Annotated in this window: 16 protein-coding genes; 4 read left to right on the top strand and 12 right to left on the bottom strand. The window is 65.6% G+C overall.

Features of this window, described 5'->3' with window-relative positions:
* Positions 1-17: 17 nt before the first annotated feature.
* The 8 genes from fabF to QCE69_RS09850 form a co-directional block, all read right to left on the bottom strand.
* The gene (fabF, locus tag QCE69_RS09815; RefSeq protein ID WP_309917406.1) at positions 18-1,256 is read right to left on the bottom strand and encodes a beta-ketoacyl-ACP synthase II; all 1,239 of its coding nucleotides are present in this window, start codon (positions 1,254-1,256) and stop codon (positions 18-20) included.
* 145 nt (positions 1,257-1,401) lie between these two features.
* Positions 1,402-1,641, bottom strand: coding sequence for an acyl carrier protein (acpP, locus tag QCE69_RS09820; RefSeq protein WP_004197638.1), 240 nt, complete (start codon positions 1,639-1,641; stop codon positions 1,402-1,404).
* Between the two features lie 247 nt (positions 1,642-1,888).
* Complete coding sequence (fabG, locus tag QCE69_RS09825; RefSeq protein WP_309917409.1) at positions 1,889-2,629, bottom strand: 3-oxoacyl-ACP reductase FabG; 741 nt, start codon at positions 2,627-2,629, stop codon at positions 1,889-1,891.
* 20 nt (positions 2,630-2,649) lie between these two features.
* Entirely contained in the window at positions 2,650-3,582 is a 933-nt protein-coding gene (gene fabD, locus QCE69_RS09830) for an ACP S-malonyltransferase (RefSeq protein ID WP_309930477.1), read from the bottom strand.
* Between the two features lie 129 nt (positions 3,583-3,711).
* On the bottom strand, positions 3,712-4,701 hold the full coding sequence (locus tag QCE69_RS09835; RefSeq protein WP_309917415.1) for a beta-ketoacyl-ACP synthase III: 990 nt from the start codon (positions 4,699-4,701) through the stop codon (positions 3,712-3,714).
* Complete coding sequence (plsX, locus tag QCE69_RS09840) at positions 4,701-5,861, bottom strand: phosphate acyltransferase PlsX (RefSeq protein WP_309917418.1); 1,161 nt, start codon at positions 5,859-5,861, stop codon at positions 4,701-4,703. The genes QCE69_RS09835 and plsX overlap by 1 nt, the downstream gene beginning before the upstream one ends.
* Before the next feature lie 138 nt (positions 5,862-5,999).
* A complete protein-coding gene (rpmF, locus tag QCE69_RS09845; protein ID WP_035501683.1) occupies positions 6,000-6,179 on the bottom strand; it encodes a 50S ribosomal protein L32 in 180 nt (59 codons plus the stop codon).
* Positions 6,180-6,306: 127 nt separating this feature from the next.
* Complete coding sequence (locus QCE69_RS09850) at positions 6,307-6,987, bottom strand: YceD family protein (protein ID WP_309930479.1); 681 nt, start codon at positions 6,985-6,987, stop codon at positions 6,307-6,309.
* Positions 6,988-7,332: 345 nt separating this feature from the next.
* On the opposite strand from QCE69_RS09850, the gene QCE69_RS09855 reads away from it, so the two are divergent.
* Complete coding sequence (locus tag QCE69_RS09855; protein ID WP_309930482.1) at positions 7,333-7,950, top strand: Maf-like protein; 618 nt, start codon at positions 7,333-7,335, stop codon at positions 7,948-7,950.
* Positions 7,947-8,666, top strand: coding sequence for an SAM-dependent methyltransferase (locus tag QCE69_RS09860; RefSeq protein WP_309930485.1), 720 nt, complete (start codon positions 7,947-7,949; stop codon positions 8,664-8,666). The genes QCE69_RS09855 and QCE69_RS09860 overlap by 4 nt, the downstream gene beginning before the upstream one ends.
* A 19-nt stretch (positions 8,667-8,685) precedes the next feature.
* On the opposite strand, the gene QCE69_RS09865 is transcribed toward QCE69_RS09860, so the two are convergent.
* The 4 genes from QCE69_RS09865 to QCE69_RS09880 are packed head-to-tail and all read right to left on the bottom strand — an operon-like array spanning position 8,686 to position 11,721.
* Positions 8,686-9,645 carry a S49 family peptidase gene (locus QCE69_RS09865; RefSeq protein ID WP_309917427.1) on the bottom strand — a complete coding sequence of 320 codons (960 nt, stop codon included), beginning with the start codon at positions 9,643-9,645 and terminating at the stop codon, positions 8,686-8,688.
* Positions 9,646-9,679: 34 nt separating this feature from the next.
* Positions 9,680-10,066: a Rieske 2Fe-2S domain-containing protein gene (locus QCE69_RS09870; protein ID WP_309809164.1), complete on the bottom strand. Its 387-nt coding sequence runs from the start codon at positions 10,064-10,066 to the stop codon at positions 9,680-9,682.
* Positions 10,063-10,722: an HAD-IA family hydrolase gene (locus QCE69_RS09875; RefSeq protein ID WP_309917429.1), complete on the bottom strand. Its 660-nt coding sequence runs from the start codon at positions 10,720-10,722 to the stop codon at positions 10,063-10,065. The genes QCE69_RS09870 and QCE69_RS09875 overlap by 4 nt, the downstream gene beginning before the upstream one ends.
* Complete coding sequence (locus QCE69_RS09880) at positions 10,723-11,721, bottom strand: RluA family pseudouridine synthase (protein WP_309930487.1); 999 nt, start codon at positions 11,719-11,721, stop codon at positions 10,723-10,725.
* Positions 11,722-12,629: 908 nt separating this feature from the next.
* On the opposite strand from QCE69_RS09880, the gene QCE69_RS09885 reads away from it, so the two are divergent.
* Positions 12,630-16,040, top strand: coding sequence for an Rne/Rng family ribonuclease (locus QCE69_RS09885; protein ID WP_309930490.1), 3,411 nt, complete (start codon positions 12,630-12,632; stop codon positions 16,038-16,040).
* A 262-nt stretch (positions 16,041-16,302) separates the two neighbouring features.
* Positions 16,303-17,409, top strand: coding sequence for a GTP 3',8-cyclase MoaA (gene moaA / locus QCE69_RS09890; RefSeq protein WP_309917438.1), 1,107 nt, complete (start codon positions 16,303-16,305; stop codon positions 17,407-17,409).
* The last annotated feature ends 29 nt before the right edge of the window (positions 17,410-17,438 follow it).

Raw genomic sequence — 17,438 nt, forward strand, 5'->3', positions numbered from 1 at the left:
GACGGCGCGAGGCAGACTCAGTGACGCTTGAAGACGAGCGAGCCGTTCGTGCCGCCGAAGCCGAACGAGTTCTTCACCGCCACGTCGATCTTCATGTCACGCGCGGTATTGGCGCAGTAGTCCAGGTCGCACTTCGGATCCTGGTTGAAGATGTTGATGGTCGGCGGCGACACCTGGTTGTGGATGGCCAGCACCGTGAACACCGATTCCAGGCCGCCCGCGCCGCCCAGCAGGTGGCCGGTCATCGACTTGGTGGAGTTCACGACGGCCTTCTTCGCCTGATCGCCGAGCGCACGCGTGATGCCGATGGTCTCGGCGATGTCGCCGAGCGGCGTGGACGTGCCGTGCGCGTTGACGTAGTTCACTTCGTCGGGGTTGACGCGCGCGTTCTTCATTGCGTTGACCATCGCGCGGCGGCCGCCGTCGCCGTCTTCCGGCGGCGCGGTCATGTGATAGGCGTCGCCGCTCATGCCGTAGCCGAGCACTTCAGCGTAGATCTTCGCGCCGCGCGCCTTCGCGTGTTCGTACTCTTCGAGCACCATCACGCCCGCGCCCTCGCCCAGCACGAAGCCGTCGCGGTCCGTGTCCCACGGACGGCTGGCGGTGGCGGGATCGTCGTTGCGCTGCGACAGCGCGCGCGCCGCCGCGAAACCGCCGATGCCGAGCGGCGACACGGTAGCCTCCGCGCCGCCGGCGATCATGACGTCGGCGTCACCGTATTCGATGAGACGCGACGCCTCGCCGATGCAATGCAGGCCGGTCGTGCAGGCGGTGACCATCGACAGATTCGGGCCCTTGAAGCCGAAGCGGATGGACAGATGGCCGGAGATCATGTTGATGATCGAGGCCGGCACGAAGAACGGCGAGATGCGGCGCGGGCCGCGATTGAGCAATTCGGTCTGCGTGACTTCGATCATCGGCAGGCCGCCGATGCCCGAGCCGACCACCACGCCCACGCGCTCCGCGTTGTCCTCGGTGATCTCGAGGCCGCTGTCCTGCATGGCCTGGACGCCTGCCGCGAAGCCGTAATGGATGAAGGTATCCATATGGCGCGCTTCCTTGGCGGGCATGTAGTCCTCGATGTTGAAGCCCTTCACTTCCCCCGCGAAACGCGTGGAGAAGTTCGTGGCGTCGAACTTCGTGATGTTGGCGATACCCGACTTGCCCGCGACCAGATTGGCCCAGCCGTCGGCAACGGTATTGCCGACAGGCGAAACGAGCCCCAGGCCTGTAACAACAACTCGACGACGGCTCACGGTAACCCCTTATCCATAGAATGACGAAATACAAAAGCCACAGCGGCCACAGGAAACCGCCCTGTGTGCCCTGTGGCTTTCAAACTGGTCTTTGCAGCGACTGAGCATCTAGCTGTTCAGCGATGCGCCGCTGGCCCTCAGTACCTCAGGCCTTGACGTTGGCGCGAGCGTAATCGATCGCTTGCTGCACCGTGGTGATCTTCTCGGCTTCTTCATCCGGAATTTCCATGCCGAATTCGTCTTCGAGCGCCATCACCAGCTCAACGGTATCGAGCGAGTCAGCGCCCAGATCGTTCACGAACGACGCTTCGTTCTTGATTTCAGCTTCCGCCACGCCGAGTTGTTCGGCGACGATCTTCTTCACGCGCTGTTCGATGTTGTCCATGCAGCCCTCCGAGGGGAAAAAAGTTCAAAAATACGAGTGCGCGCATTTTATCAGGTTTGGACCCGCAAAATACGGCGCTTCAGTTCCATGCTCCGCTGTCCGGCGCGCTTCCTCAAGCGGGCTGCCGGGGCTTTGCAATGATTCCTTGCCGCCGCGCGGCAGCGGTGCGCACGATGCTCTCCAAAGCATATAGCGCGCCCGTCCGGCGCGGATATTAAGCGAAAACGGGCAAAATTCCTATTCAACCTTACATGTACATGCCGCCATTCACGTGCAGCGTCGTGCCCGTGATATAGCCGGCGTACGGCGAGGCCAGGAATGCCACAGCATGCGCGATATCTTCCGGGCTGCCCAGTCGGCCAAGTGGTATGGATGCGGTCAGCGCGGCACGCTGCTCTTCGGGCAGCACCTTGGTCATGTCGGTGTCGATGAAACCCGGCGCGATGCAGTTCACCGTGATGCCGCGGCTGCCGATCTCGCGCGCCAGCGCCCGCGTCATGCCCGCGACGCCAGCCTTGGCCGCCGCGTAGTTGGCCTGGCCGGGATTGCCCGACGAACCGACCACCGACGTGATGTTGATGATGCGGCCGCCGCGCGCTTTCATCATCGGGCGCAGCACCGCGCGCGACAGACGGAAGACGGCGCGCAGGTTGGTGTCGATGACGGCGTCGAACTCGTCGTCCTTCATGCGCATCGCGAGCTGGTCCTTGGTGATGCCCGCGTTGTTCACGAGCACGTTCAGGCCGCCGAATTCCTTCACGATGCCGTCGATGAAGGCGTCGCCCGCTGCGTCGTCGTTGACGTTCAGCACCGCGCCGCGGCCCTTGCCGCCCGCCTGCGCCAGCGCCTCGCCGATGCTCGCCGCGCCGCTTTCGCTTGTGGCCGTGCCGATGACCGTCGCGCCCTGCTTCGCGAGTTCGAGCGCAATCGCCCGTCCAATGCCGCGCGACGCGCCCGTCACGACGGCTACCTGGTTTTCAAGGCTCATGGTGTCGTTCCTTATGTCGTTCAGCCAGCAATCAACCTGCGTGCGTCTTCGAGCGAGGCCGGATCGAAGATGGAAGCGCCGGTCAGATTGCCGTCGATGCGCTTCGTCAGACCCGCGAGCACCTTGCCCGGACCGCATTCCACGACGTGCGTGACGCCGTCGCGGGCCATCGCCTGCACGCATTCCACCCAGCGCACCGGGCCCGCGGCCTGGCGCACGAGCGCGTCCTTGATCGCGGCGGGATCGGAGACGACGGCGACGTCGATGTTATTGATCAGCGGAATCTGCGGCGCCTTGATCTCGATCTTGGCGAGATAGTCGCGCAACTGGTCGGACGCGGGCTTGAGCAGCGACGAATGGAACGGCGCCGACACCGGCAGCGGCAGCGCGCGCTTGGCGCCCTTCGCCTTCGCGACTTCGCAGGCCTTCTCGACCGCCGCCTTCGAACCGGCGATCACGACCTGCGCGGGCGCATTGAAGTTCACCGCTTCGACCACGCCCGCCGATGCCGCTTCGGCGCACACGGCGCGCACGGTGTCGTCGTCGAGACCGAGGATCGCGGCCATGCCGCCCTGGCCCACCGGCACGGCGTTCTGCATCGCCTGCGCACGGAAACGCACGAGCGGCACAGCGTCCGCGAACGCCAGCGCGCCGGCCGCGACCAGCGCCGTGTATTCGCCCAGGCTATGGCCCGCGACGAGCGCCGGCTTGAGTCCGGTCTCCTGCTCCCACACGCGGTAGATCGCGTATGCGGCCGTCAGCATGACCGGCTGGGTGTTGGTCGTCAGGTTCAGGTCTTCGGCGGGGCCCTCGGCGATCAGCTTGCCGAGATCCTGGCCGAGCGCGTCGGACGCCTGCTGCAGCGTCTCGCGCACGATGGCGTGGTCAGCGAATGCGTTCAGCATGCCGATCGATTGCGAACCCTGCCCGGGGAAAACGAACGCAAATTTCATATCGTCCTCGTTGTCTGGAATGCGCCACGATGCCTTCGCGGACCGCGCGCTGCATGGGCGCGCGGGGTCTGTCACGAAGGGGAATCAGCAGCGGATAGGTGAAGTGATTGGAGAAGTGCGGCCGGGGAATCAGTAGCGGATGACCGATGCGCCCCAGGTGAAACCGCCGCCCACGCCTTCGATCAGCAGATGGTCGCCGCGCTTGATGCGGCCGTCGCGCACGGCGACGTCGAAGGCGAGCGGAATCGACGCCGCCGACGTATTGCCATGCTCGCCGACCGTTACCACCATGCGCTCGGGCGGCAGGTGCAGCTTGCGGGCCGTGCTTTGCATGATGCGGATGTTCGCCTGATGGGGGATCAGCCAGTCGATGTCTTCCGGCGTGAGCTTGGCGCGCTCAAGCGCCTCGACGGCGACCTTCTCCAGCACGTTGACGGCGAGCTTGAAGACGGCCTGGCCATCCATGTGCAGGAACGCGCTGCCTTCGACCACGCCGCCGTTCACGTTGCCCGGCGTGCAGAGGATGTCCGAATGGCTGCCGTCCGCGTGCAGCGCGCTCGACAGCACGCCCGGCTCTTCCGACGCCTGCAGGATGATGGCGCCGGCGCCGTCGCCGAACAGCACGCAGGTGGTGCGGTCCTTGAAGTCGAGGATGCGCGAGAAGGTTTCCGCGCCGATCACGAGCGCCGTGCGGGCAAGACCGCTGCGGATGAAGCTGTCCGCGGTGGCCACGCCGTAGGCGAAGCCGGAGCAGACGGCCTGCACGTCGAACGCGGCGCCGTGATTGCGGATGCCGAGCTTGTTCTGCAGCAGGCAGGCCGTGCTCGGGAACACGAAGTCCGGCGTGGACGTGGCGACGATGATCAGATCGATCGACTGGGGGTCGATGCCGGCGGCCTCGATGGCCCGCTGCGAGGCGATCAGCGCGAGGTCGCTCGAGGTCTGGTTCGGCGCCGCGAAGTGGCGCGCGTGAATGCCGGTGCGGGCGACGATCCATTCGTCGCTGGTCTCGACGCCCTGTTTCGCGAGACGATCGGCCAAGTCCTGATTCGTGACGCGCTCGTCCGGCAGATAGCTGCCGGTGCCCAGCACGCGGGAGTAGAGATTGGTTTGAGCCATTATGCCTTCGAATGTAGCGCAGTTCCGGACTCGCCCGGCGGGTTCGGCTGCGAGTTGGGCTGTATAGCGGGCTGTGTGTCTGGTTGCGCGTCTTGCTGTGAAGCCGCCTGCGGTTGTTCCGCGGCAGCAGCGACGCCGGCTGCGAGCGACGCGGCGGGCGCATTCTCTTCCATCGCGCGCACCAGGCGTTCGAGCACGCCATTTTTGACGGCATCATACCCGCGTTTGATCGCCCACTCAAAACCGAAGGCCTCGGCCGAGCCATGGCTCTTGATGACGAGCCCGCGCAGGCCCAGCAAGGCTGCGCCGTTGTATTGCGCGGGATCGACACGGCGCTTGAAGCGCTTGAGCACCGGCAGCGCGACGAGCGCCATCAGCTTCGAGGCGAACGAGCGGCTGAACTCTTCCTTGATGATGTCGGCGAGCATCTTCGCGAGACCTTCCGAGGTCTTCAGCGCGACATTGCCGACGAAGCCGTCGCACACGACGACATCCGTCGTGCCCTTGTAGATGTCGTTGCCTTCCACGTTGCCGTAGAAGTTGAGCGTGCTCGCCCGCAGCAGTTCGCCCGCGCGCTTGATGGTCTCGTTGCCCTTGATGACTTCTTCGCCGATATTGAGCAGACCGATGGTCGGCCGCTCGCGGCCCTCGATCGCCGACACCAGCGCGTGGCCCATCTCGGCGAACTGCAGCAGATGCTCGGGTTCGCAATCGACGTTGGCGCCGAGGTCGAGCACCGTGGTGTAGCCCTTCTGGCTCGGCATGGCGAACGCGATGGCCGGCCGTTCGATGCCGGCGAGCGTCTTCAGCACGTAGCGCGAGACGGCCATGAGCGCGCCGGTGTTGCCGGCGGAAATGCAGGTCTGCGCCGCGCCTTCCTTGACGAGGTTGAGCGCGACGCGCATCGACGAATCTTTCTTCTTGCGCAGCGCCACTTCGACCGGGTCGTCCATGGCGACGACTTCGCTCGCGGCGACGATGCTCAGGCGAGGGTCGTCAAGTGCCTTGCACTTCTTGAGCTGGGCGCGGATGGGCTGCTCGAGACCGACGAGCATGAGATGCGCGTCGGGATGCGAGCGCACGAAACTGACGGCAGCGGGAACGGTCACGGCCGGACCGTGGTCGCCCCCCATGCAGTCGATGGTGATCTTTACAGTCATGGAACGCGACGAATTTCGGACACAAAAAAGCGGCAGTGAAATGCCGCCTTCTTGTCGTACCGGGAAAGTGTCAAGAGCGAATTGCGCCCGAGCGCCCGCAGAATGGTTTCCGCGAGCCGGACGGGCGACGGGGAACGCTTAGTCGTTCTTCGTCTTGATGACTTTCTTGCCACGATAGTAGCCATTCGGGCTCACGTGGTGGCGGAGGTGCACTTCACCCGTGCTCGGCTCGACAGCCAGCGGAGCCGTCGTGAGGAAGTCGTGGGAACGGTGCATGCCGCGCTTCGACGGCGACTTCTTGTTTTGCTGAACTGCCATGATTACTCCAGAAAAATTTTGCGAATTCTAACACAGCCCGATCCGCCGACAGCCCTCGGCCGTACGGCCATCGGGTGCGCACATCGCGCTACCTGTTTGTTGCGTGCTACAAAACCTGTTCAGTGCATCAGTGCTTGCCGCCGCCGGAAACGCCCGGCTTGAGCTTTTCCAGCACCGCAAACGGATTCGGCTTGTCTGCCGCATCCGCCGCACTGTTTTCTTCCGACTCGTCGTCCGCGCTGCCTTCGGCACTGCCCGAGAGCAGGCTTTCGTGCACCTCGGGACACACGGTGTGCTTGGGCACGAGCGGCAAGGACAACAACAACTCCTCTTCGATCAAGTCGATGAGATCGAACTGGCGCGAGCCCACGATCACTTCGACTTCATCGTCGTCGAGCGGATATTCGTCCGCTTCTTCCTCCGTCGCAACGATCCGATAGGTGGCATCGACATCGAGATGCTGCGAATACGGCGAAAGACAACGCTGACACCTGAGCCATACCGAGCCGTGGACCGCGAGGCGCAGATATGGTTGCGGCGCTTCCACGCCGTCGTCCTGCAATTCCGGCTGAGTCGAGCCCTCGGCCTGCCAGGTGAAAACCGTATCGTCCTCTCCTGCTGCCGGATTGCCCGACGCATCCGACGCATCCGACACATCCGACACATCGGAAGGCACTTCGGCTAACATGCGCGGCATCTGCGATATGCGCAGTGCGCCGGCTGCCTGCCTGCCGCTGGTGGCGAATTCGAAAATGTCGAGCGCGCGCAGATCGGCGGGGCTCGCAGGTTTGCCAGGATTCCGGGTCATGTGCGCTCCTGCTGGTGCCTTGCCTGGAACGAGTTCAGGCCTTGCGGGTTAGTGCTTCCGATGAGCGCCCAGTATGCACCGCGATGCCGCATTCGGTCAGGCGTGGCTTGCCCGAATTTGCATCGGGCTGGCTTTCATGCTTCTCCTGCCTTTGCCTGCCTGTGCCTGCCGGAGCCCTGCTCAGAAAGCGTCTCACCGGATTCATCGGCCTCGAGCGGAGAAAGCTGCTTGCGCACCGACCGATGAAAAGCCCAAAATCATATCGGCTTTATTCTTTCGAGTCAAATACTTAAGCGCCGCACCGCGCACCGCCGTTTTTTCCTTCTTTTTTACTGATTTCCCTTCATGTCCGACGCTTCAACTCCCCTTCCGCGCCTGATTCTGGCGTCGAGTTCACCGTATCGGCGCGCGTTGCTGGAGCGCCTGCGGGTGCCCTTCGAGGTCGTCGTGCCGGCGATCGACGAAACGCCGCTCGAAGACGAAACACCGCAGGCGACGGCGCTGCGCCTCTCCGCCGCCAAGGCGCGCGCGGCGGCGCAGCGTGTCGCGGAATCCGGCGCGCTGCTCGTAATCGGCTCGGATCAGGTCGCGACCTTCGATGGCCGGCAGATCGGCAAGCCCGGCACGCACGACAAGGCCGTCGAGCAACTGCGCGCAATGCGCGGCCGGAGCGTCGAGTTCCATAGCGCGCTGTGCGTCTTCGACAGCCGCACGAACGACACCCAATCCGCCGATATCGTCACGCGCGTGCGCTTTCGCCACTATTCGGATGCGCAGATCGAAACCTATCTGCGCGCCGAAACGCCCTACGATTGCGCCGGCAGCGCGAAATCCGAGGGCCTGGGGATTGCATTGCTGGAAGCGATCGAATCCGACGATCCCACCGCGCTGATCGGCCTGCCGCTGATCGCGCTGACGGGCATGCTGGCCCGCGCCGGCTTGCCGGTACTGGAGGCGCAATGAGCGGCGTCCTCTATCTGATTCCGAACACGCTCGGCGAAGGCGACGCCGCCGCGCTCGCGCAGGTGCTGCCCGATCCGGTGCGCGCCCGGGCGGCCGCGCTGGGGTACTACATCGGCGAAAACGCCAAGACTACGCGCGCATTCCTGAAGAAAGTCGGCACGGAACGGCCGATCCAAGAGATCGACGTGCGCGAGTTGAACGTCAAGACGCCGCCTGGCGAGATCGACAGACTGCTCGCGCCGATCCTCGCCGGCGCCGACGCCGGGCTGGTCTCCGAGGCGGGCTGCCCGGCCGTCGCCGACCCGGGCGCACTGCTGGTGCGGCGTGCGCACGATCGCGGCGTGAAGGTGGTACCGCTCGTCGGACCGAGCTCGATCCTGCTGGCGCTGATGGCCTCGGGCATGAACGGCCAGAGTTTTGCGTTCAACGGCTATCTGCCCGTCGATGCCGCCGAGCGCGGCAAGCGCCTGCGCGAACTCGAGCAACTGTCGCGCAAGGCCAATCAGACGCAGATTTTCATCGAAACGCCGTATCGCAACCGCGCGATGCTCGACACGCTGATCGCCGCCTGCGCACCCTCGACGCTGATCTGCGTCGCCGTGGATCTGACCTTGGGCGGCGAAACCATCGTCACGCGCACGGCGGCCGACTGGAAGAAGAAAGCCGCGCCGGACCTGCAGAAGCGTCCGGCGATCTTCCTGCTGCTCGCGTCCTGATGTCCTGACGTCCTGACCCTCAGCGCAGCTGGAACCGGCCGCCGAGCGTCAGCGCGCGCACGGCGGCATCGCCCGCCGATGCGCCGAAGCGCCGCACCACGCGCTCGCTGATGCTTTCCTTCTGGGTGTAGTCGACGATGTCCGGCTGCTTGATGACTTCGCGCGCGACATAGCCGGCGTCGCCGAAATCGTCCGCGAGGCCGAGCGCGACGCTCTTTTCGCCGGTCCAGATCAGGCCGGAGAACATCTCCGGATCGTCTTTCAGGCGCTTGCCGCGGCCCTGCTTCACGGCGTCGATGAACTGCGCGTGGATCTGGTCGAGCATGTCCTGCGCGTGGGCAGTCATCGCGGGCGTTTCGGGCGAGAACGGATCGAACTCGCCCTTGTTGGCGCCCGCCGTGTGCAGGCGCCGCTGCACGCCGAGCTTGTCCATCAGGCCGGTGAAGCCAAAGCCGTCCATCAGCACGCCGATCGAGCCGACGACGCTCGCCTTGTTCACGTAGATCTTGTCAGCCGCCGCGGCGACGTAATAGCCGCCCGACGCGCAGATGTCGTCGACGACCACGTACAGCGGCGTTTTCGGATATTTCGCGCGCAGGCGCTTGATCTCGCCGTAGATGATGCCCGCCTGCACCGGACTGCCGCCCGGGCTGTTGATGCGCAGGATCACGCCGGCCGTGTTTTCGTCCTCGAAGGCGCTTTGCAGCGCGCCGTCGATGTTGTCGGCGCTGGCGTCGCCGGTAGCGGAAATCTCGCCCTGCAGGTCGATCAATGCCGTGTGCTTGCCGGCCTTCGCGGCCCGGTCGCCGGTGAAATCGAACACGCCCCAGGCAACCAGCGCGATGACGATCAGAAACAGGAAGCGGAAGAAGATGCGCCAGCGCCGGGCGGCGCGCTGCTCGCGAATCGCGGCCAGGGCGATGCGCTCGAGCGCTTCGCGCTCCCAGTTGTCGTTGCCGCGAGGAAGGTTGTCGGACATGCGTGGTTCAGGCGAGTGAATGGATCGGGGTGTTTCAGGCGGGCTGCAAGGACGCATCGGGGAGCCAGAAGACCGCGCGGCCTTCAGGCGTGTCGCGTTCCTCGACCGTCACGGCGCGCAGACGGGCGCCGCGGCACGGACCGCCGACGCATTTGCCGGTGTCGGGCTGGTAGATCGCCCCGTGGGTCGCGCACATCAAGTATAGGCCCGAGCTCTCGAAGAACTGACCCTCGTTCCAGTCGAGCTCCATCGGCACGTGCGCGCAGCGGTTCAGATAGCCGTACGGCTTGCCGTCGTAGCGCACAAAGAAGACGACCGCCTCGCCGGCGGCGTCCGTCGCCGGCACGCGAACGCCCGCGCCGCCGTCGACGAGTGCTTCCGCTGCGCACACGCGCACCGCGTCCCGCGCCGCTTCGCTCATGCGTGCTCCCTGAGCCAGCCGGCCAGCGACGCGACACTGTCCGCGCAGAAATGCGGCTTGAGCACCGCGAGCGAATCCGCCGGATGCGCGCCATAACCCACGCCGACGCCCGCCGCGCCCGCGTTGATCGCCATCTGCAAGTCGTGCGTCGTGTCGCCGACCATCACGGTGCGCCCGAGATCCTGGCCGAGTTCGCGCGTGAGCTCGTGCAACATGGCGGGATGCGGCTTGGAGAAGGTCTCGTCGGCGCAGCGCGTGCCGTCGAAGGCGCTCGTCAGGCGCGACTGATCCAGCGCGCGATTCAGCCCGACCCGGCTCTTGCCCGTCGCGACCGCGAGGAAATAGCCCTCGTCGCGCAGGTCCTGCAGCATTTCGCGCACGCCGGAAAACAGCTCGGTTTCCTGCCCTTTCGTCAGGAAGTGGAAGCGATAACGCTCGGCCAAGCGCGGGTAGTCGGCGGGATCGAGGGTCGGCGCGCAAATTTGCAGCGCATCCTTGAGCCCGAGGCCGATCACATAGCTGGCGGATTCATCGGCGGGAACCAGCAGGCCCAGGTCGCGGCAGGCGGCCTGGATGCTGCGCGTGATGTGGACGGTCGAATCCATCAGCGTGCCGTCCCAGTCGAAAACGATCAGATCGAATTGCTTCCGCGGCATTTACGGTGTCTCACGATTTTTGAGTTGTTCGATGAAGCGCCGGCACTCGGCGGGCAGCGGCGCTTCGAACTGGATCGGTTCGCCGCTCGCCGGATGGGTGATCTTCAGCCGGTAAGCGTGCAGAAACATGCGTTTCAGCGACGCTTTCGCGCTCGGACGCGCCAGATCCTTGTTCAGCGCGAAGTCGCCGTACTTGGCGTCGCCCGCAATCGGCAGGCCGATGCTCGCCATGTGCACGCGGATCTGATGCGTGCGCCCGGTCTTCAGTTCCGCCTCGACCCACGCGTATTCGTCCCAGCGTTCGATCAGATTGAACACCGTGTGCGACGGCAGGCCGCTTTCCTGGATGCGCACGCGGCGCTCGCCGTCGGCGGCGACGTATTTGTGCAGCGGCGCCTTCACGATGCGCCGGCGGCCCCAATCGGCGGGCCAGTCGCCATGACCGACCGCGTAATAGCGCTTGTCGACGCGATTTTCCCGAATCTGCTCATGCAGATTGACCAGCGCGGCGCGTTTCTTCGCGAGCATCAGCACGCCGGAGGTTTCGCGGTCCAGCCGATGCACCAGTTCGAGGAACTTTGCGTGCGGCCGGGCGTTGCGCAGCTGCTCGATCACGCCGAACGCCACGCCGCTGCCGCCGTGCACCGCGACGCCCGAGGGTTTGTCGATGACGATCAGATGCTCGTCTTCGAACAGGATGGGAAATTCGGCGGCCGGCGCGTTCGACGACACCGGCGTTTCGTCCGCCTGGGCCGTGCGAATGGGCGGCACGCGCACCAGATCGCCCATTTCGAGACGGTACGCGGCGTCGATGCGGCCCTTGTTCACGCGTACTTCGCCGCTGCGGAGAATCCGGTAAATATGGCTCTTTGGCACGCCTTTACAGACGCGCAGCAGGAAGTTGTCGATCCGCTGACCGGCGGCAGTCTCGTCGACTTCGATCATCGACACCTGTTCGCTCGCGACCTGTTTCTGGGAAGTTTTGCCTAACTCATTCATTCTGAATATAATTTGCGAGCAGTCTGAAAAGGTTGGTGCTTTAGATCAAGCACTGGCCGCGATTGATCAGACTGTACAGGTGCAAGCGATAAACCATCATTTTACTTGCGCCCAAGGTCGGTTGCTCACCCTGAATACAGAGAGCAGCGAGTTGCACGCACGGCGATATCACCGGCAGGGACGAAGCCCACAGGCGCGTTCGGTCGAGTCGATCGCCGGTCGGTAACGGATTTCTGGTCAAAAAGAATTTTATCGGCGAGAAGCGAAGGCGCCCGGTGCAACAACCGGTCGCCGCCTGAATCGGTCCTGCGCGAAATTGCGCATGAGCAGGAGAAACAGGCAATCTACGCTCGCCGGTTTTGCGAACAATTGCCGGCGGAATCGCTGCTGCGCTGTAATCTGCGAAGCGCGATCACGCCGCCATGAGGCGAGACACACGGCAGCCGGCTGACGGGCGCGATACAAGGCCCGCGGCGGCGCCGGCGCGGCCTGGCCGCAGGAAGAACCGGTTATGCAGCATCGCGCCGGTGTGCGCGAGACCGCTCTTCCGCGGCCACCGTTGGGAGGATTCAGGCGCTGCAAAGCGCGTCGGGCGGGCAGTGCGTCGGGTCGTTTCGGACTTCCCGGACGTCCGTCCGCCACGCCGCCGTCCATCCTCGCCACGCGCCGCGCGGCTCGACTTCGCCTCGCCGTTGTTTCGCAGGTGCCCCATGGCACGGCCGCCGCGCTGGCGGCTGTCGCCTGCTTTCGGCAATTCTCCCGCCAGAAATCCCGCTCCAGCGTGCTTTGTGACAACACACAAAAAAGCGCGGCTCGCCCGCCTTCCCGCCTCGCGCGCGTGACCTTCATCCGTCACTGACGCCGATTCGCCTGACGAGGGAGGACGAAAGCCGCTCTGGAGCCGTTCCATGAAACGCATGCTGTTTAACGCGACGCAGCAAGAAGAATTGCGCGTCGCCATCGTCGATGGGCAGAAACTCATCGACATCGACATCGAAACCGCCGGGCGCGAACAGCGCAAAGGCAACATCTACAAGGGAGTCGTCACCCGCATCGAGCCGTCGCTCGAAGCCTGCTTCGTCAACTACGGCGAGGACCGCCATGGCTTCCTGCCGTTCAAGGAAGTCGCCCGCCAGTATTTCCGCGACGGCGTCGACATGCGCTCCGCGCGCATCCAGGACGCGCTGCGCGAAGGCCAGGAACTCATCGTCCAGGTCGAGAAGGAAGAGCGCGGCAACAAGGGCGCGGCGCTGACCACGTTCATTTCGCTGGCCGGCCGCTATCTGGTCCTGATGCCGAACAACCCGCGCGGCGGCGGCGTGTCGCGCCGCATCGAGGGCGACGAGCGTCAGGAACTGCGCGAAACCATGGCGCAGCTCGAACTGCCGGAAGGCATGAGCATCATCGCGCGCACGGCGGGCATCGGCCGTTCGGCGGAAGAGCTGCAGTGGGACCTGAACTACCTGATGCAGCTGTGGCGCGCGATCGAAGCCGCTTCGCAAAGCGGCGTCGCCGGCCAGCCGATGCTGATCTATCTCGAATCCAGCCTCGTCATTCGCGCGATCCGCGATTATTTCCAGCCGGACATCGGCGAAATCCTCATCGACACGACCGAAATCCATGACCAGGCGCGCGCCTTCATGGACATCGTGATGCCCGACAACCTCTCGAAGGTGAAGCGCTATCACGACGACGTGCCGCTGTTCTCGCGCTTCCAGATCGAGCACCAGATCGAAACCGCGTATTCGCGCACGGTGCCGCTGCCCTCGGGCGGCGCGATCGTGATCGATCACACCGAGGCGCTCGTCGCCATCGACGTGAACTCGGCGCGCGCGACCAAGGGCGCCGACATCGAGGAAACCGCGACGCGCACCAATCTCGAAGCCGCCGACGAAGTCGCGCGCCAGCTTCGTCTGCGCGATCTGGGCGGCCTGATCGTGATCGATTTCATCGACATGGAATCGGCCAAGAGCCAGCGCGAAGTCGAGCAGCGTCTGAAGGACGCGCTCAAGCACGACCGTGCCCGCGTACAAATGGGCAAGATTTCGCGCTTCGGCCTGATGGAACTGTCGCGTCAGCGGCTGCGTCCGGCGCTGTCGGAAGGCAGCCACGTGACCTGCCCGCGCTGCAACGGCACGGGCCATATCCGCGACACCGAATCGTCCGCGCTGCAGGTGCTGCGGATCATTCAGGAAGAAGCGATGAAGGAACACACCGCGGCGATTCATTGCCAGGTGCCGGTCGAGGTGACCGCCTTCCTGTTGAACGAAAAGCGCTCGGAAATCAACAAGATCGAATCGCGCTTCAAGGTCAATGTCGTCCTGATTCCGAACAAGCATCTGGAAACGCCGCATTACAAGCTGGAGCGCCTGCGTCACGACGACGCACGCCTCGACGAGCCGCGTGCATCGTGGAAGATGGCCGTGGAAGCCGCGACGGAACTCGAATCCGAAACCGGCTACAGCAAGCGCGCGGAAGAGGTGAAGCCGAAGCAGGAAGCCGCGGTCAAGGGCATCACGCCCGAGAAGCCCGCGCCGAGCGCGCCGGTCAAGGCCGCTCCGGTCGAGGCCGCGCCCGTTGCGGCGCCGGTGCCGGCGAGCGGCGGGTTCATCGCGTGGATCAAGAACCTGTTCGGCATCCCGCCGGAAGTCAAGCCCGCCCCGGCTCCGGTCGAGGCGCAACCCGCCGCGCGTCCGCAACGTGAGCGCAGCGAACGCGCGGGCAGCGGCGATCGCAATCGCAACCGCCGCAGCGGCGGCGCCGGCCGTGATGGCGCGCAGGCAGGCAGCGCGAGCAGCGGCAATGGCAGCACGGGCGGCAACGGCGCAGGCCGGCAAGGCGCGCGCCGTGAAGATCGCGAAGCGCGTGGCGGTCGTGAGGGACGCGAAGGTCGCGAACTGCGTGAAGTGCGCGAGCCGCGCGAGGGCCGCGAGCCGCGTGAAGGCCGCGAGCCGCGTGAAGGCCGTGAGCCGCGTGAAGGCCGTGAGCCGCGTGAAGGCCGTGAGCGCAACGCCGAACGCGCCCCGCGTCCGGAAGCAGGCGAACGCCAGGAACGTCGCGAACGTCCGGATCGTGGTGAACGCGGTGCCGAGCGCGCCGATCGTTCTGAACGCGCCGATCGTCCCGAACGTGCAGAGCGCGGGGAACGGCCGGATCGTGGCGAACGCCGCAAGCCGCAGCCGGAAGCCGCCGTCGAAGCACTGACGCAAGGCGAAACGGTGGTATCGGAAATCGTCGAGTCGGCGCAGGTCGATGTGGACGCCGCAGGCTTCGACGCAGGATCCGCCGATCAGGGCGCGCGTGACGGCGAAGAGCGTCGCCGCCGTCGTCGTGGCCGTCGTGGCGGCCGTCGCGAACGCGAGGAAGACGGCATCACCGTGAATCACGCGGCTGACGTCGCGGAAGCCGAAGGCGCAGCGGACAGCTCCTCCGCACAGGCCGGCGTGTTCGACGCCGAAGCCGCGCAGGAAGTGTCGGCGCGTCGCGAAGCGCGTCCGGCTGTGGAATCGGCCGAAGCAGCGGCAGTGGCACCGGCACCGGTCGAAACCGTTGCCGCGCAACCGGTTGAAGCGCCGGTTGAAGCGCCGGTTGAAGCGCCGGTCGAAGCGAAGCCCCAAGCGCCCGCGCCTGTCGTCGCTGAAGAAGCGCCGGTGGCCGAGGCTCACAAGGCTGAACCGGTCGAAGCGAAGGCGTCGACGCCCGAAGCAGCCGGCTTTGACATGTTCGCCAAGCCGGCGCCGTCGGTCGACAACCCGTTCGGTCCGTCGCCGAAGGTTGCCGAAACGAAGCCTGTCGATCCGTTCGCGCCCGTCGCCGACGAAGCCAGGCCGGTCGAGGCCGCGCCCGCTCCGGTGGAAACGCCGGCTCACGCGGAAACGCCGGCTCCGGCCGCTGCCGAAGCCGTGCCTGAAGCAGTTCCGGCGCCTGCCTCCGTGGAAGCCGAAGTGGCCGAACCGGTGAAGGTCGCCGCCGTTGCGCCGACGCCCGAAGCAACGGCCGTCGAACCCGTGCCGCCGCTCGAACCCGCCGAGGCGCAGGCGCCGGTCGCAGCGGAACCGGTGCAGGCAGCCACACCCGCCGCCCCGACAGCACCCGCCGCACCCGCGACGGCCACGCCGATCGCCGCGGAAGCGCTCCAGCCGATGCTCGAACGTGCCGGCCTCGTGTGGGTCAACACGGACGCGACCAAGCTGCGTGAAGCCGATGCCGCCGCCGCCCGCCTGCCCGCGCCGGTGCGCGTGCCGCGCGAACGCAAGGCGCTCCCGCCGGCCGACACCACGCCGATGCAGCAGGTGGAAACCGGCAAGGGCACCCATTGAGCGATCATTGAGCGCTCTGCCGCCCGGCACGGCTTCGCGCTGTTTGCCGGGCGGACGCTGACAAAACGCCATCGATCCACATCGATGGCGTTTTTTTTCGTGCACCCGCCGCGCAGCGCTGCAAGAAAAGCGGGAAAACCAGACCCCGCGCGGGTATCCCCCTTGCGACTCCAATGAGAAGCTTCCGTTAAAATGGCAGCGTCATAGAACGATTCGCAACCCTCGAACAAGACCGCAACGGTCGAGCCGAAACCCAATCACCATGTCCCGACGCATCATCCCCGTGACCGACATCAGCGCGATTCCGGCCTTCGCCGGCGTCGCTGCTGCGCCATCGGGGCTGCTCACGGACACGCTCGCGCGTCCTTTGCGCGACCTGCGCATCTCGGTGACCGACCGCTGCAACTTCCGCTGCGTGTACTGCATGCCGCGCGAGGTGTTCGACAAGCACTACTCGTTTCTGCCGCACGCCGCCCTGCTCTCCTTCGAGGAAATCGAGCGGCTGGCGCGCGTGTTCGTCGCGCACGGCGTCGAAAAAATTCGCCTGACGGGCGGCGAACCGCTTTTGCGCAAGAACATCGAATTTCTGATCGAGCGGCTGGCGCTGCTGCGCACGCCCGAAGGCCGCCCGCTCGACCTCACCCTGACCACCAACGGTTCGCTGCTCGCGCGCAAGGCCCGCTCGCTGAAAGACGCGGGGCTGTCGCGCGTCACGGTCAGCCTCGACGCCCTCGACGACGCGCTGTTCCGCCGCATGAACGACGCCGACTTCGCGGTCGGCGACGTGCTCGAAGGCATCGCCACGGCGCAGGCGGTCGGGCTCGCGCCGCTCAAGGTGAACATGGTCGTCAAGCGCGGCACCAACGACCAGGAAATCGTGCCGATGGCGCGTCATTTCAAAGGCAGCGGCGCGATCCTGCGGTTCATCGAATACATGGACGTCGGCGCCTCGAATGGCTGGAACATGAGCGAAGTGCTGCCGTCGGCGCAGGTGGTGGAGCGCATCGACGCGCATTTCCCGCTCGCACCGCTCGAAGCCCATACCGACGCCGAAACCGCGCAACGCTGGGGCTATCGCGACGGCAGCGGCGAAATCGGCGTGATCTCCAGCGTCACGCGCGCGTTCTGCGGCACCTGCACGCGCGCGCGGCTCTCGACAGAAGGCAAGCTGTACCTCTGTCTTTTCGCCGTCGCCGGGCACGATTTGCGCGGGCTGATCCGCGGCGGCGCCAGCGACGAGGAAGTCGCCACGTCCATCGCGCGCATCTGGGAAGCGCGCGGCGACCGCTATTCGCAATTGCGCGGCAGCGCGGCGGCTGAGTCGCGAAGCGACGGACCGCGCGTCGAAATGTCGTACATCGGCGGCTGACGCAGGCCAACCGACCGTGCAGGCCACGC

Source organism: Caballeronia sp. LZ032 (assembly GCF_031451315.1).
GTDB lineage: Bacteria > Pseudomonadota > Gammaproteobacteria > Burkholderiales > Burkholderiaceae > Caballeronia.